Raw genomic sequence first — 13,872 nt, 5'->3', positions numbered from 1 at the left:
TGCTGCGTTCCCAGAGGCTGCGCAAAATTCATCCCAGTAGCACTATGACATTTTTAAAGTGTATCGACTATAGCTTGTTTAAAATTAATTGGCCGATGTTGGATATTCTCCATCATCGGCTTTATTTTATCGCTATATTGTTATATTATAACATATCTTTATTTCGCTTATTTGAGGCCTCATACTGTGAATAATTATTGTTCTAGACTTGCAGGTATTACTATATTAGGAAGTGTGATGGCAGGCTCTTTATTGGGCTGTCAGCCAAACAACGATACCGATACAGCGGTATCTAAAGAAGCACCAGTAGATAATCACGCCGATCATGAACAAGGTCATGAAATTCATGACAATAAAGAGCATGAAAAGCACGGCTACGAAGAGCATAGTGATATGGAACATGGTCATGAAGGGCCTAATAACCATGAAGATCACAGTCATGAAGGTCATAGTCACGAGGAACATGCGCACGCAGGTCACGATCATGCAGCTCATACCAGCAACAGCACTACTTTCTCTTGTGAGCCTACTGCTACTATTGGCGTTTCTTATCATAGCGACAGTACACCGCAGACAGCGCATTTACTCATCGATGGTATCGAATACGACTTGGCCGCCAGCGCTGAGAGCAATGACCAACAAACCTATATGAGCGATATCGGTCTTGATGACCGCCACGGCATCATCTGGCAAGTCAGTGATGATGAGGCGATACTACTGAGCAAAACCTTAGATGATGAGGTCGCCATCAGCGATGAGCAGATACTTTTTAACTGCCATACAGCCTAATGATCATCACGCTGAGCGGTGGTACGAAAGCGGTACTAAGTAGCAGCTGTACCAAGGATGCTATTTTGCTATGCTAGAGGCTCCCTTGGTTTCGGATATTTTTATATGCTAGGCACCTCTATGTCTTTGTCGTCTGCCACCACCCAATGGTCTCATCTTCTAAACGCTCAGCGCCTCGGCGCTCATAAAAAACACAATGCCAATACCAGCACTCGCTCTCAGTTTCATAAAGACTATGACAGGCTGGTATTTTCGCACTCTTTTCGTCAGCTCAATCAAAAGACTCAAGTACATCCCTTGACCAATCAGCTGGGTATTCATACCCGTCTGACTCACTCTCTTGAAGTCTCTTGTATCGGGCGCTCTTTGGGTATGATGGCAGCAGAAAAGCTCCATGATAAGCTGTCTCACGGTCTGCCCGCTGGGGTCTCGCCTGCTGATGTCGGCGTCATCGTGCAAGCGGCATGTTTGGCCCACGATATCGGCAACCCGCCATTTGGGCACGCAGGTGAGTACGCCATTCGCGACTGGTTTGCCCATCCTGAGCGGCAGGCGGTTTTGCAGCATTTATCCTCCTCTGAGCAGTTGGATTTATTGGCCTACGAAGGTAACGCGCAAGGGTTTCGTTTGCTCGCACGTAATGAGCATCATCCTGATAAAGGCGGCATGCGTTTGACTTGCGCAACCTTGGGCGCTTTTATGAAATATCCTTGGCTGGCCACCCACAGCAATGACAGCTCGCAACTTACCTATCCGCAGCGCCCTGCTGCCACCTTACAAGCCTGTCCATCACAAGCCAAAAAAGTACAAAAATTTGGCTGCTTTTATAGTGAAGCGGCGCAGCTAGAAACCTTAGCATCGTGTTTAAACCTGCCGCGCTCCAAGCAGCATGACGGTTTTGCCCGTCATCCACTGGCGTATCTATTAGAGGCGGCGGATGATATTTGTTACGCATTGATTGATTTAGAAGACGGCATCAATCTAAATATGCTGACCTATCAAGATGTGGCGGTGATCTTTTATGAGCTGATCGGTGAGCGACCTTGTACCATCGAGTTACCTGCTCATATGTCTGTCAGGCAAAGTCTGGCATCACTGCGCGCGCGGGCGATGATGCGTTTGGTCAATACTGTGACGGATGCTTTTATTGCCAATGATGACGCGTTACTGGCCGGAACCCTTAGCGGTAGCCTGTTTGCCCACTGTGATACCAGCGTACAAAACGGCATCCATCAAGCCAAACAGCTGGCGCGTGAGCAGATATTTAACCATCCAAGTAAAGTACGTATGGAGCTGATGGCCAATCAATGCCTGCATCGTCTTTTAGATGCCTTTATGCCGCTGGCGTGGACGGGGAGTACGATCATAAGCGCCGCGCAGCCTATGTCTTTTGAGCAGGAGCGTTTGCTAAAGCTGCTACAGCCGCACTTAGATGAGCAGCGCCGTACGTTATCAGACAATGTCTATCATAATATTTTAAGCATTCTAGATTTTATTACGGGTATGAATGATCATGAAGCCTATCGACTGGCGCAAGAGTTGCAGGGGCATTGGGGGACGGTGGTATAAGACGCGTCCATTTGAAAAACCGCGATAAACAAAATGAGTGGGTGCGATATGGCGACTATTGAGTTAACAGTCGTTGCGTATTTTGGTCGTATTTGTGCGCTAAAATGCGTATGATAACCCTTTATTGGATAACTTTTGAAATACTATGAGTAGTCGCGAACAAAAAAAACTTCAAACTCGGCACGCTTTTTTTAATGCGGTGCTCGATTTATGTATGACTGGGCAAGCCTTTAGCTCTATTAGCCTTCGGCAGGTCACCCGCGAGGTGGGCGTGGTGCCGACGGCATTTTATCGGCATTTTGACGATATGGAATCGCTTGGTCGAGCCTTAGTGATTGAGGAGCTAGGCAGTACACTCGCTATACTGAGTGATAGCCTGCAGATTGGCCGTAAGCGCAGTTTTGATCGGCAAATCGCCAAAAGTATCCAGCTGTTTTTGTATATGGTCAGCGATCAGCCGTACTATTGGCAGTTTTTGGTCAGTGAGCGCTATGGCGGCTCTGATGCGGTGCGCAAAGCCATCAGTGATCTGGTCAAAAACCACACGCAAAACTTAGCCGATGACTTAGCGTTGCAGCCAGCCTTTACTCACATCAATGCTTATGATCGACGGCTACTGGCTGAAGCTGGCATCAATATGTTTTTTTCTTGGATCATCGATTGGTTGGAGCTGACTTACACCGAAGATCATGATGACGAGATCGATCTAAACGAAGTCGAAAAAAACAAACAACTGATGCTACATAACTGTACTCGGCAAGCACAGATGCTGTTTTATGGTGCGTACAACTGGAAATCAAGCGAAGAGACTCGTTTAAAAGATTAGCGGCTCTACAGCTTAAAAGCTGGGTCTGAAGGCCCACAAGCGCTGTGCCACCACCTGAATATGCTTAGCGATTTTATCGGTATCACTCGCAACGCTCTCGTTGTTGCCGCCGCTACTGTTTGCGGCATTGGCAGGCGTTTTGCTGATCAGTATGGTGGCAAAGCGTTGTTTTGCGGCACCAGTATCAGCGGCCGTGATCAGCGCCACAAATGCTTGGCTTTCAGTAGCAAGCAGCGGAGTCAACGCTTGGCGCTCGTCAGCGCTCACCGTAGCAAGCGCTGGTAGTTGCCACAGCGCATCAATCGCCGCTAATGCTTGCTGGCCGCGCATATCGACCAGCGCCTGCATCTGCTGACGATCAGCCGTCTCTGTCAGGGCAGCGAGCAAAACTGGACTGGCAGTATTGATATTGATAGGCAAATAATAAGGCACTGCAGTGATATAAGGACGTAGTGCTGCTAAATCCTCAGCACTGACCTTTTCGATATCTTGTAGCTGCTCCACACTGACAAATGGCTGATTGGGCAGTGTGCTGGCCGCGCCCCTCGATTGCTGTTCATAGACCACACCTTCATCACCGCCATCTTGATAAACCGTGCTGTCACTATCTTGGTAGTCAAGCACAGCTATAGCAATCTCTGGTGCCAAATTTAACTGTACCAGCAACCTCTGAAATACTGCCAATGCGGTACCATCCACTGCGCCGTCATGATATAAGTTATTGATATTAAATCGACTGGCTTCATCACGCACCTCGATGCTAATACTGTGCCCATCCAAGTTATACGGCGGGATCGGCTGCGCCCAAATATCTTGCTCACTATCCGTCTCATTTAGCGTATTATCAGCGCGAATCAGCGTCACGGCCAGCTGTTGACCCGCATGGATGTCTTGTAAAAGCTGGTTTTGCTCAAACAATAACCCACTGCGTCTAATGGCAATCTTTTGACTGGCCAGCATGGCACCTGCCACGACAGTGATGCTAACCACCAGTAGCAATATCGTCAATAAGGCAACCCCGCGCTGTGAGTTCGCTGTCATCGACATAACTGCCCTCTAGTATCGAATAAAGGATGCATTTAGACACCGCCCCCTGCGTCATCGTTTTGGGCACCGCCATTATCATCATTGTTACTGTTGTTGCTGTTGTTATTGCTGTTACCATCATTAACTGTATTTGCTGTTTTAAAGCTATCAACAGCTAGCGACTTAGGAGCGAGCGCCCATTGCCACGTGATTGGCATGTCTTGATAAGTAAAGCTCACCGCCACACCTTTTGGCAAAAGAGTGATTTTGGCCTGAGTATTGGCTGTATTGGCTACGCGGCTCGTTTGATTTGCCGATGTGCCCAAGCGCCCACCCTCTGTATTAGGGAACTGATCGCTTGGCTCTGGCATTAATGCCTGCCAGCGTCCTGCACTCACGCCTTTTAATAGCACACTATCTAAGCTTGTACTCTCGCCATTCATACTATGGATACTATGATATTGACGGCGAATTAGCTGATCGTTAGCAAACACATAGGCGATTCGCTGCACACTAGCGCTGCTCTGATAGCGTGGATCAGGATCGGCAAATCGTACAAAACTGACAGACTCGCCATCCAAGCTCATAAACGGCTGAGGCGGCGGAAGTGTTGCTTGCGGATCTGTGCTGCTGTTATTGGTTAAGTCGTCAGTCGTTGACGCTTCATTGGCCTGATAAGCAATGACTTGCCCCATATCTTGTTGCAACTGCAAATACGCGTATTGTAATACTGCCAAATCATCTGCATGACGCTGGGCGCGCTCACGCGACTTGCTGACACTGTCAAACACTTGCCACCCTGCGACTGCGAGCATGGCAAATATCGCCATTGCTAGCAGTAGCTCTAGTAAAGTAAAGCCCCGCTGCTGCCTCATGGCGCACCGCCAGATGCGGCCAAACCTGCTAAATCTAGGCTGCCAATGTCTTGCTCACTATTGCTTAGCATCACACTGATATCGGTCACAGCCGTACGTGCTTGGCCATCTACTATCGGCGCAACTGAGATATTTACTTCTTTTAGCGCAGGCGTAATGGCCTCATTGACCGTCATTACCACCTGCCAATCTCGACCTTGGGCATTGATCGTTTGGGTGCGATTGGCCGTCAGCCACGTCTCTTGAATACATAAATCCGCCGCCGCGTTTTGTGCCACAAAATGCGCCAGTGTACGGGTACGCAGTATGTCGACTGAGCTTAAATAAGCACTACTGGCGCGGCTGGCTGCAACAGCAACCACGGCCAAAATTGCTAGCGCCACCATCACCTCTATCAACGTAAAGCCGCGCTGGCTCTGCTCTAAATGTGATGAGGCAGCTTTATCATAAGCGTTGGTGTGTTGGCTCATCACTTACTGTCCTTGTCCAATCATCATACTACCGTCGGGCATAATCGTGATCACATCACCTACCAGCCGCGCCTCATGCAGCACCTCGATGGTCACCGGTGTGGCCTGCCCTGTACCAAACCAAACCACCTGCGGCACCATCTGACCGACAAACCAAGGCTGCAATGTCTGAGCTTGCTGAGCGCTTGACACCTCTACAGCCGCCAAGCTCTGCACCCTGATATGAACACCAGATGGCAGCTCAGGCAGCGTCACCTCTGTCTCAGTCTCCCAGCTTGGCGTTGGCAAGGCTTCATCAGAACCACCGCTCATGGTAGACAACTCTGCTGACAGCTCCATGGCATTTTTGGGCATGCTATCATTGCTATCTGCTGAGACGCTCGCTGCCTGATACGCGGCATAGGGATTGGACAAGGTCACGATCACAGGCGTCACCTGACCACGCTTATCGGCCTGCAGACTAAGACCCATCGGCTGCATACGCTCAGCGGACAATAACCGTACATAGCTGAGTGAGTCGGTCAAATGCTCATAAAACGCGCGGTTTTTACGCGCTTCACTACTGCCCACAGATAGGCTCATCATACCAGCGAATATTGACAAGATGACCACCACTACCACGATTTCGACCAATGTAAAGCCTGTTTGAGATTTAGAAGACATGAAGTGCGAGTGTGTCAAAGCAGCAATATGAACACCAGAAGTACGGGTGTTTTTTATGAAAGAAAGTGTATGGGCATCAGCATCAGGCATAAGCGTCTTATCATACAGCCTATACTGACTAAATTCTGATTGAATCAACCTTAGAGAGCTGGTCGCTGAGCGAGTCTGAGTCTTGACAGTGACCGGCATATTGCACCTATAAGCTCATGATTGTATTAAGGTAAGTACAAAAATTGCTGTGCTGCCTGCCAAAAGGCCACAGCACAGAGCAATGTGACTGCCTACATTGGGCACTGTTTTTATCTGTTGGAATATGTGCTCTTAACTCATGTAAGTCATCATTTTTAACACGAGAAACGCGCTAATAATTGGTGTTACGGTGTTCTTCTGATTCTGTATCGATTTGCTCTACCAACTCTTGCATATCCTCATCCATCACGTCGTCGTCAGCAGCTGGGTAGTGACTTGGCAACTCCAGCATTTGCTGCACAAAAGCATAACGCAAGGTGTCGCGGCGACCCAAATAACGCTGATAAAAACTTGAGTTTAATAACCCCGCCCCGCCTTGACCCATCGCCCAAATCGATGACAAATAGTCACGAGTGCTCAAACTACTGTGCTCGTCTTTTAGATACGCGCTAATGATGTCGATCAAACGCTTCATACGCTGACGGCGAATGTCGTACAGCTCGCCAAACAAGCGGTTAAGACCTGTCACCGAGGCCGCCAGACGCTCTTCTATCTGGTTGAGCAACATGGCTTTTTGGGGATTAAACAGTTGCTGCAAAATCATACGAGCCACCCCCGCTGATGGGCAGTCATCAATACGGTTGATCTCAAACAACTGCTCTTCATAACGAATAATAATACGCAGATACAGCTCATCTTTACTGGAGAAATGCTTATATAACGTGCCTTTGGCCAAATCCAGCTGATCTGCCAAACTGTCCAAAGTGATATCACCATCGCCGGACTCAAGTAACAGTTGCTCTGCCATCGCTAAGATATTCTCTTCTCGTGCTTTGAACTGATGCTGACGACTCATAATCTCTCCTAAAACTTGACAAGATTAAGCATATAACCATCGTTTATACGGATGTATCGGCAACAAGCGGATGCAACTATATGAAGACTGCTCGACAACTGCCAAAGGGAATATGCTCGTGTTTGCTAAATAGTCATGGATAACTGCCTGATTACGCTCGATATTGGAAATACAAAAGAGACAAAACCCTCACATTACCCGATAAATGACTGAGTGGTCATAGCATAACCATTTTAGCAGTACTGTGCCAGCAAATTTTCAAAGTTTTTTGCTGTCAGCGCTCCAACCTCCTCACTGTCACACTCATACATCTGAGCCAGATAACGGGCGACATACGGCACATAGGCAGGCTCATTGGGTTTGCCGCGCTTGGGGACAGGAGCCAGATAAGGACTGTCGGTTTCGATGAGAATTCTATCTTTGGGCATCTTGCGCGCCGCATCTTGAATCATCTGTGCGCTCTTAAAACTGACGATGCCTGAAAACGAAATATAAAGCCCTAGATCCAGCGCTCGTTTGGCCGTCTCCCAATCTTCAGTAAAACAATGAATGATGCCATGCTCGGCGCCTTCTGCTTTTAGGATATCAAGGGTATCTTCTTTGGCATCGCGCATGTGCACCACCAAAGGTTTTTTGAGCTGCTGGCTGGCATAGATATGACGAGCAAGACTGGCTTGCTGCTCTTTTTTATTTTCTGTTGACCAGTAGTAATCCAGTCCCGTCTCCCCGATGGCCCAGACATGCTCAGCATCAGCGGTTTGTATCAGCCGATCGGTTGTCGCGGATTGCAGCACTGTGATATCTTCACAAGGATGAATGCCGACACTCATGCCCAGCGCTAACACCTCATCGCTATGAGTGCTGACAATATGAGCGATGTCATCATATTCAGCAAAATCACACATAATCGCCATCGCGCGCGTGACATTGGCCGCTTTCATCGCGTCAATTGCGCCGGACAGTTGACCATCATATTTGGTTAAATCCAGGCGGTTTAGATGGCAATGCGTATCAGTAAACATAAACACTCTCGTTAATTAAATACATAAGTGGTAAATTTTAAAATAAGACATGACACTTGAGAAATGACAGTTAAAAAATGACCTTAACAGTATAAAATGCCTCGTCTTTGTGCTATTTATTGCTCTGACTTGCACTGTTTTCAAGGCATAATCCATAAAGACCCATAGCGCGCTGCGACCAGCGGCCTATCACGCCTAACATTCATCCACATAAGCCCTGCTATTATGACGCCAAAAAAGACAGTGACCCTGCCCCCTATCCTCAAAACGCTGCTACCCAAACAACTCTACAGACAGCGGTTTTTATTGACAGATAACGGACAGGACAATCATATCGATATCGCCCATGATGCGCGTATCATCGGCGGCTCAGCCATTACCATACGTAAAGGTCATGACAATCAAATCAGTATCGGCAAGCACGGGAAGTTTAACAAGCTCAATATCGATATCAATGGCAGTCATAATCATATTACCATCGGTAAGCACGTCAAATTTTCAGGCCATCTGCTGATTGTGGGCGATCATTTGCACATTGATATCGGCGATCGGACCACAGCGATTGACTGCTATGTGTTGGCACGTGACAAAAGCGTGCGCATCGGCAAAGCATGCATGATATCGCGCGGGATAGAAATCCGTGCAACCGATGTCCACAAAGTCTACGATACCGAGTCCAACGAGCGCCTAAACCAGGCCCGCGCTGATGTGGTATTGGAAGATCATATCTGGATCGCAGCCAACGTCACTATCTCCAAAAATGTCACCATCGCTAGCGGCTGTATCATTGCCGCAGGGTCTTTTGTCAACAAACCCATTACCACCCCAAACTGCATGGTCGCAGGCACGCCCGCGAAAATCATGCGCCAAAACGTACGCTGGGAGCGCTAAGACGGTATGCAAACATGAAGGACAGCGGTCTATTTGCCGCATACGCTTAATGCAGCGGTACCACGCGCATCACCTCTTCTATGGTCGTCACCCCTTCACTGATACGCTTGGCACCCGATAATCGCAGCGGCTGCACCCCTTCGCGGTAGGCTTGTTTTTTTAGTGCCTCTACATTGGCATCGGTTGCGACCAACTTTTTTAACTCATTGGATAGCGGCATGATTTCATACAGGCCCACACGGCCTTGATAACCCGTTTGGCGGCAATGCTCACAGCCTGTTGCGCGGTAGATTTGCGCAGGCAAGGGCGCGCGCCAAGGCTGCACCAACTCCTGCCATTGAATGGCAACCTCACTCTCGGGGCGCACCTCTAACGCTTGCTTGCAGTGTGGACATAAGGTACGCAATAAACGCTGTGCCATGACTCCGAGTATGGTCGCTGAGGTCAAAAACGGCTGCACCCCCAAATCATGCAGACGTGTCAGTGAGCTTGGTGCATCATTGGTATGCAGTGTTGAGAGTACCAAGTGACCAGTCAGCGACGCTTGTACCGCCATATTGGCCGTCTCAGTATCGCGAATCTCCCCAACCATGATGATATCTGGATCCTGACGCATCAATGAGCGGATACCATCAGCGAAATGCAAATCCACTCCCGCATTGACCTGCATCTGATTAAAGCTCGGCTCAATCATCTCGATAGGGTCTTCGATGGTACACACGTTGACCTGCTCGGTCGCCAACTGTTTGAGCGTGCTATATAGGGTGGTGGTCTTACCAGATCCTGTCGGGCCGGTGACCAAAATAATACCGTTTGGATGGGCGGTCAGCTCATGCCATGTCTCGAGCTGCTTACCCGACAAACCAAGCTGAGCAAACGAGCGTACCAGCACTTCAGGATCAAAGACGCGCATCACCAGCTTTTCGCCAAAGGCGGTCGGCATGGTAGAGAGTCGCAGCTCGGTTTCTAGCCCCTTTGGCGTACGAGTCTTTAGACGGCCATCTTGCGGCTTGCGCTTTTCGGCGACATTTAGCCGCCCCAAGATTTTGATACGCGCAGTCACTGCAACGATGATGGCCAGCGGCATCTCATATACTGTGTGCAGCACCCCATCGATACGAAAGCGCACCCTTCCCATCTCACGCCGCGGCTCTAAATGAATATCGCTGGCACGCTGCTCAAAGGCATACTGCAGCAGCCAGTCGACAACTTTGACAATATGTTGATCATTGGCATCGGGGTTGGTGTTGTCCCCAAGCTGCAATAACGCCTCAACATTGGTCACATCAGCGGCAGCACGCTTATGTAAAGAGTTGGCACCCGCAATCGCTTGTGTCACTTGATAAAACTCTTGACGATAACGCTTGAGCTGATCGGGACTGATATAGACGGTGCGATAGGTTTTGGATTTGATCAGCTTTTCGATATTGGCGTGCCAATCGGTAAAAAACGGCTGGTCTGTACCAATGACGACCTCATCTAATGTGGCCTCAATCGGCAAAATATGCTGCGAGCGAGCATATTCAAAAGACATCAGCTGCGTGACTGCTGGCACATCAACCTTTAGCGGATCAATACGCACCATCGCCATACCCGCTTTGGCTGCCAGCCATTGGTTGAGCCATGACAGCGTTAGTTTGGCTTCAGAGGTGCTGTCTAGCGCATGAGCATTGGGCAAACCAAACTCGCTAATGGTCAGTAGTGGGTGCTGCTCCTTGGCTCGGCGGCTGGTGATGACCAAATTATAGCTGCGTTGATCAATGACTCTATCCGCCAGTAACCCATCTAGGCACCACCGTAAATCTATGACTATCGAATACTTCTGCTCAGACATATTTTTCTTCTTTTTTGGTCAGTACATGTGAGGCCATCGTCTAGATTGGCCAAGCTCAGCTGCAGCATTATATAAGGTCTTTAGCGTGATACTATGTTAGCGTTATACTATACAACATTATGCTATGCTGGTAATCGCTGTGATCTGTAGCGCCCCTGATGCAAGCCGCCAAAACGCTACATCGACAGACTTGTAGCGCATCGTAAAGGTTTTGTGCACTTCCTTGCGGCGATAGGCAGGTCGCGGATCTTGAGCGATGAGTGCTTGAATGATGGCCATATCCGTATCGACAAGTTGCCAGCGCGCCTGATCAATTAACACTTGCCTGCCAGCACCTTGCGCAGTTTCTCTAGTAAGCACATCAGACATTAGCTGCAAAAACTGCTGATAAGCGGCGTCAGTGACTGTGACCTCTAGCAGCTCAGGTGCCGTAGGAGCAAAGCCACTACGAGCATCGATCAGCGCATCGCTATACGCCACATAGGGCTTGATATCGATGATGGGCGTACCATCTATCATATCAGCGCCACTGATGATAAGAAACGCGCGACCTTGTACTACCTCGACGCGCTCAAGCTTGACCACAGACAGCCCCAGCGCTGATGGGCGATACATACTACGACTGGCAAACACGCCTATTTTTTGATTGCCGCCCAATCTTGGTGGCCGCACTTGCGGACGAAAATGCCCTTTTGCTGTCGTGCGCGCCGCTGTCGCATCCTCTTCGCCGGCAGGTGCGGCTACACTCACTCTGCCAGCTTTGGCCGTATCATTATGATGAAACTGCCAGCTCAGCCAGATATGACTAAACGCCTCTAAACCAACAAAAGCGGCGGGCGTATCATAAGGCGCAACCATCTCAACTACACTCATCAGCGCCACCAAGTTTGGTTGCCTTGGCGCCCCAAACTTTTGCGAGAGCGGCGCCCGATGATAGCCAATAATAGGCGCCCGATGACAATCGGCGAGCACATCGTCACCTGATACAGGCATAAATTCTCCAAAAACACGCTTATTGCATGATACAAAATTATTTACTAACGATATTCTATTTTATCATGCCACATAGTCGCTGCCAGACGGATTTTTATTTTAAAGTTTGGTATTATGAGCGAGAATTTGATGACTGCCCCTATTTTTATAAAAACAGTTTTATAGAAACAGTTTGATAAAAGCAATTTGATACAGGCAGATCAATAGAGGCGACTTGATAGGCTAGGCGCGCTGACGAAACCGCTTTTGATGAAAATAATGATACCTTGTCGTGTTTTGCCTTATCTTAGCGGACAGATTTGGCTGAACGAACTGATTTTCACGGCTTGACGCCACAGACATTCGCTGTCATTTACAACATTATATAAAATGATAAAATATATAAGTTAAAGTATATAAAAGGCTAAGATAGCGCTTCATATCGTCTATAAAAACCAGTACCTTGTTAGCGCCAAAACGGTCATTGAAAAATTTTATCTTATACCTATTTAACCCATACGATACCGATAATCACTTATTAACGAGGACTTTATGTCAAAACTTCGCACCGAAACGGTTACAGAGGTTCATCATTGGAATGACTCTCTATTTAGCATCAAAACCACTCGTGACGATGGCTTACGCTTCCGTAATGGCGAGTTTGCGATGATTGGAATCGTGGTCGATGGCAGACCGCTGCTGCGCGCTTACTCTATTGCCAGTCCCAACTACGAAGAGCATTTAGAGTTCTTTTCGATCAAAGTACAAGACGGCCCACTGACTTCACGCTTGCAACACATCAAAGTTGGCGATGAGTTATTGGTCAGTAAAAAACCCACAGGCACGTTAGTGTTGGATGACCTGTTACCAGGTAAGCACCTTTACATGCTATCGACTGGTACTGGACTTGCGCCCTTCTTGGCATTGTCACGTGACCCTGAGGTTTATGAGCGTTTTGACAAAATCATTTTGGTACATGGCGTGCGTCATGTCGAAGACTTGGCCTATCGCGATATGTTTGAAAACCAGTTGCCTAACGATGAAATCTTTGGCGAATGGTACCGTGAGAAGTTCATTTACTACCCCACCGTGACCCGTGAAGAATTTAAAAACCAAGGCCGAGTCACCGATTTGATGAGATCAGGTAAGCTGTTTGACGATATCGGCTTGCCACCGATGAACAAAGACGATGATCGTGTCATGCTATGCGGTAGCATGCCATTTAACGCGGAAGTATCAGAGATACTAGACGGCTTTGGCCTCACTGTCTCCCCACGTATGGGCGTACAAGCCGACTATGCCGTTGAACGAGCCTTTGTCGGTTAGGTCTGCATTTTTTGCTATATCGTCAAATAACTGCAAATTATTTAAAATAATTCTTGACGACAAAAAATAGGCTGCTATAATACGCAGCCTATACGGCGAACACCGTAGCCCAATTCGATAACTGTTATTTTTATAAACGTTATCTACTTACATGCCAGTGTGATGGAATTGGTAGACATGACGGATTCAAAATCCGTTGCCTTTAAAAGCGTGTCGGTTCGAGTCCGACCACTGGTACCATATTTAACAAAAAAGCCTCCTATATGGGAGGTTTTTTTGTGTTTATAAGATTTATTGTATCATTGGGCTATCAATGTATTCTTGGTCTTCTTGCGTGATGGCTGCTATCTTTATAGGCACTGCACAGGCCCAAGATGTGCCGCTACGGCAGTAAAAATATCCATCACGATAAGCAACAATATAGACGGTGAAGTCATTACCATACAGATCCATCATCGCCCGCTCATCACTCTCATCACAAACTGCACACCAGATATCCTTATCTCCTCGTGCTAGCATTGCGCGTGTCAATTCGCTCCCTGTTAGTTTATTCATCATCAGCTC

14 protein-coding genes and 1 tRNA gene are annotated in these 13,872 nt (G+C 48.1%); 6 read left to right on the top strand and 9 right to left on the bottom strand.

Translation table 11 applies throughout. The features are described from left to right. Window positions 1–237: 237 nt before the first annotated feature. The 3 genes from NK638_RS02365 to NK638_RS02355 all read left to right on the top strand — a co-directional run bounded on the left by NK638_RS02365 (window position 238) and on the right by NK638_RS02355 (window position 3,184). Entirely contained in the window at window positions 238–789 is a 552-nt protein-coding gene (locus NK638_RS02365; RefSeq protein ID WP_274631789.1) for a hypothetical protein, read from the top strand. Window positions 790–909: 120 nt separating this feature from the next. Beyond that, window positions 910–2,358, top strand: coding sequence for a deoxyguanosinetriphosphate triphosphohydrolase (locus NK638_RS02360; RefSeq protein ID WP_274631788.1), 1,449 nt, complete (start codon window positions 910–912; stop codon window positions 2,356–2,358). A gap of 145 nt (window positions 2,359–2,503) precedes the next feature. After that, window positions 2,504–3,184, top strand: a complete 681-nt coding sequence (locus NK638_RS02355) for a TetR family transcriptional regulator (RefSeq protein ID WP_198336324.1) — start codon at window positions 2,504–2,506, stop codon at window positions 3,182–3,184. A 12-nt stretch (window positions 3,185–3,196) separates the two neighbouring features. Here NK638_RS02355 and gspK read toward each other — a convergent pair whose 3' ends face one another. From gspK to NK638_RS02325, 6 genes are all read right to left on the bottom strand, one after another. Continuing rightward, window positions 3,197–4,225 (bottom strand): type II secretion system minor pseudopilin GspK, encoded by a 1,029-nt coding sequence (gspK, locus tag NK638_RS02350; protein ID WP_274631787.1) that lies wholly within the window; start codon window positions 4,223–4,225, stop codon window positions 3,197–3,199. A gap of 38 nt (window positions 4,226–4,263) precedes the next feature. Next, entirely contained in the window at window positions 4,264–5,085 is an 822-nt protein-coding gene (gene gspJ, locus NK638_RS02345; protein ID WP_274631786.1) for a type II secretion system minor pseudopilin GspJ, read from the bottom strand. After that, the gene (gene gspI, locus NK638_RS02340; protein ID WP_274631785.1) at window positions 5,082–5,555 is read right to left on the bottom strand and encodes a type II secretion system minor pseudopilin GspI; all 474 of its coding nucleotides are present in this window, start codon (window positions 5,553–5,555) and stop codon (window positions 5,082–5,084) included. The genes gspJ and gspI overlap by 4 nt, the downstream gene beginning before the upstream one ends. Window positions 5,556–5,558: 3 nt before the next feature. Beyond that, a complete protein-coding gene (locus NK638_RS02335; RefSeq protein WP_274631784.1) occupies window positions 5,559–6,218 on the bottom strand; it encodes a prepilin-type N-terminal cleavage/methylation domain-containing protein in 660 nt (219 codons plus the stop codon). A 361-nt stretch (window positions 6,219–6,579) separates the two neighbouring features. Continuing rightward, window positions 6,580–7,263: a TetR/AcrR family transcriptional regulator gene (locus NK638_RS02330; protein WP_075101590.1), complete on the bottom strand. Its 684-nt coding sequence runs from the start codon at window positions 7,261–7,263 to the stop codon at window positions 6,580–6,582. Between the two features lie 233 nt (window positions 7,264–7,496). Next, window positions 7,497–8,285 carry a TatD family hydrolase gene (locus NK638_RS02325; RefSeq protein WP_274631783.1) on the bottom strand — a complete coding sequence of 263 codons (789 nt, stop codon included), beginning with the start codon at window positions 8,283–8,285 and terminating at the stop codon, window positions 7,497–7,499. A 225-nt stretch (window positions 8,286–8,510) separates the two neighbouring features. Between NK638_RS02325 and NK638_RS02320 the strand changes: the two genes are divergently transcribed. Next, window positions 8,511–9,176: an acyltransferase gene (locus NK638_RS02320; RefSeq protein ID WP_274631782.1), complete on the top strand. Its 666-nt coding sequence runs from the start codon at window positions 8,511–8,513 to the stop codon at window positions 9,174–9,176. A gap of 46 nt (window positions 9,177–9,222) precedes the next feature. Here NK638_RS02320 and NK638_RS02315 read toward each other — a convergent pair whose 3' ends face one another. Beyond that, complete coding sequence (locus NK638_RS02315; RefSeq protein ID WP_274631781.1) at window positions 9,223–11,010, bottom strand: GspE/PulE family protein; 1,788 nt, start codon at window positions 11,008–11,010, stop codon at window positions 9,223–9,225. Window positions 11,011–11,127: 117 nt separating this feature from the next. Then, window positions 11,128–12,003, bottom strand: a complete 876-nt coding sequence (locus NK638_RS02310; RefSeq protein ID WP_274631780.1) for an SAM-dependent methyltransferase — start codon at window positions 12,001–12,003, stop codon at window positions 11,128–11,130. Between the two features lie 531 nt (window positions 12,004–12,534). Here NK638_RS02310 and NK638_RS02305 point away from each other — a divergent pair. Both NK638_RS02305 and NK638_RS02300 read left to right on the top strand, forming a co-directional pair. Continuing rightward, window positions 12,535–13,308, top strand: coding sequence for a ferredoxin--NADP reductase (locus NK638_RS02305; protein ID WP_274631779.1), 774 nt, complete (start codon window positions 12,535–12,537; stop codon window positions 13,306–13,308). A 153-nt stretch (window positions 13,309–13,461) separates the two neighbouring features. Next, a tRNA-Leu gene (locus NK638_RS02300) sits at window positions 13,462–13,548 on the top strand. Window positions 13,549–13,599: 51 nt separating this feature from the next. Here the strand turns inward: NK638_RS02300 and NK638_RS02295 are convergent. Further along, window positions 13,600–13,866 carry a hypothetical protein gene (locus tag NK638_RS02295; protein WP_274631778.1) on the bottom strand — a complete coding sequence of 89 codons (267 nt, stop codon included), beginning with the start codon at window positions 13,864–13,866 and terminating at the stop codon, window positions 13,600–13,602. Window positions 13,867–13,872 lie beyond the last annotated feature (6 nt).

The sequence above is a fragment of the Psychrobacter sp. A3 genome, assembly GCF_028823565.1.
GTDB classification, from domain to species: Bacteria; Pseudomonadota; Gammaproteobacteria; order Pseudomonadales; family Moraxellaceae; genus Psychrobacter; species Psychrobacter celer.
Note: the sequence above shows the minus strand (reverse complement) of the source record. Positions and strands in the feature narration are given on the sequence as shown.

Bases quoted from the DNA above. Each gene is read 5' to 3' on its own strand.
- gspI (WP_274631785.1), bottom strand. From the start codon at position 5,555: ATGAGCCAACACACCAACGCTTATGATAAAGCTGCCTCATCACATTTA.
- NK638_RS02365 (WP_274631789.1), top strand. From the start codon at position 238: ATGGCAGGCTCTTTATTGGGCTGTCAGCCAAACAACGATACCGATACA.
- NK638_RS02310 (WP_274631780.1), bottom strand. From the start codon at position 12,003: ATGCCTGTATCAGGTGACGATGTGCTCGCCGATTGTCATCGGGCGCCT.
- NK638_RS02335 (WP_274631784.1), bottom strand. From the start codon at position 6,218: ATGTCTTCTAAATCTCAAACAGGCTTTACATTGGTCGAAATCGTGGTA.
- NK638_RS02330 (WP_075101590.1), bottom strand. From the start codon at position 7,263: ATGAGTCGTCAGCATCAGTTCAAAGCACGAGAAGAGAATATCTTAGCG.
- NK638_RS02360 (WP_274631788.1), top strand. From the start codon at position 910: ATGTCTTTGTCGTCTGCCACCACCCAATGGTCTCATCTTCTAAACGCT.
- NK638_RS02315 (WP_274631781.1), bottom strand. From the start codon at position 11,010: ATGTCTGAGCAGAAGTATTCGATAGTCATAGATTTACGGTGGTGCCTA.
- gspJ (WP_274631786.1), bottom strand. From the start codon at position 5,085: ATGAGGCAGCAGCGGGGCTTTACTTTACTAGAGCTACTGCTAGCAATG.
- NK638_RS02320 (WP_274631782.1), top strand. From the start codon at position 8,511: ATGACGCCAAAAAAGACAGTGACCCTGCCCCCTATCCTCAAAACGCTG.
- NK638_RS02325 (WP_274631783.1), bottom strand. From the start codon at position 8,285: ATGTTTACTGATACGCATTGCCATCTAAACCGCCTGGATTTAACCAAA.
- gspK (WP_274631787.1), bottom strand. From the start codon at position 4,225: ATGACAGCGAACTCACAGCGCGGGGTTGCCTTATTGACGATATTGCTA.
- NK638_RS02305 (WP_274631779.1), top strand. From the start codon at position 12,535: ATGTCAAAACTTCGCACCGAAACGGTTACAGAGGTTCATCATTGGAAT.
- NK638_RS02355 (WP_198336324.1), top strand. From the start codon at position 2,504: ATGAGTAGTCGCGAACAAAAAAAACTTCAAACTCGGCACGCTTTTTTT.
- NK638_RS02295 (WP_274631778.1), bottom strand. From the start codon at position 13,866: ATGATGAATAAACTAACAGGGAGCGAATTGACACGCGCAATGCTAGCA.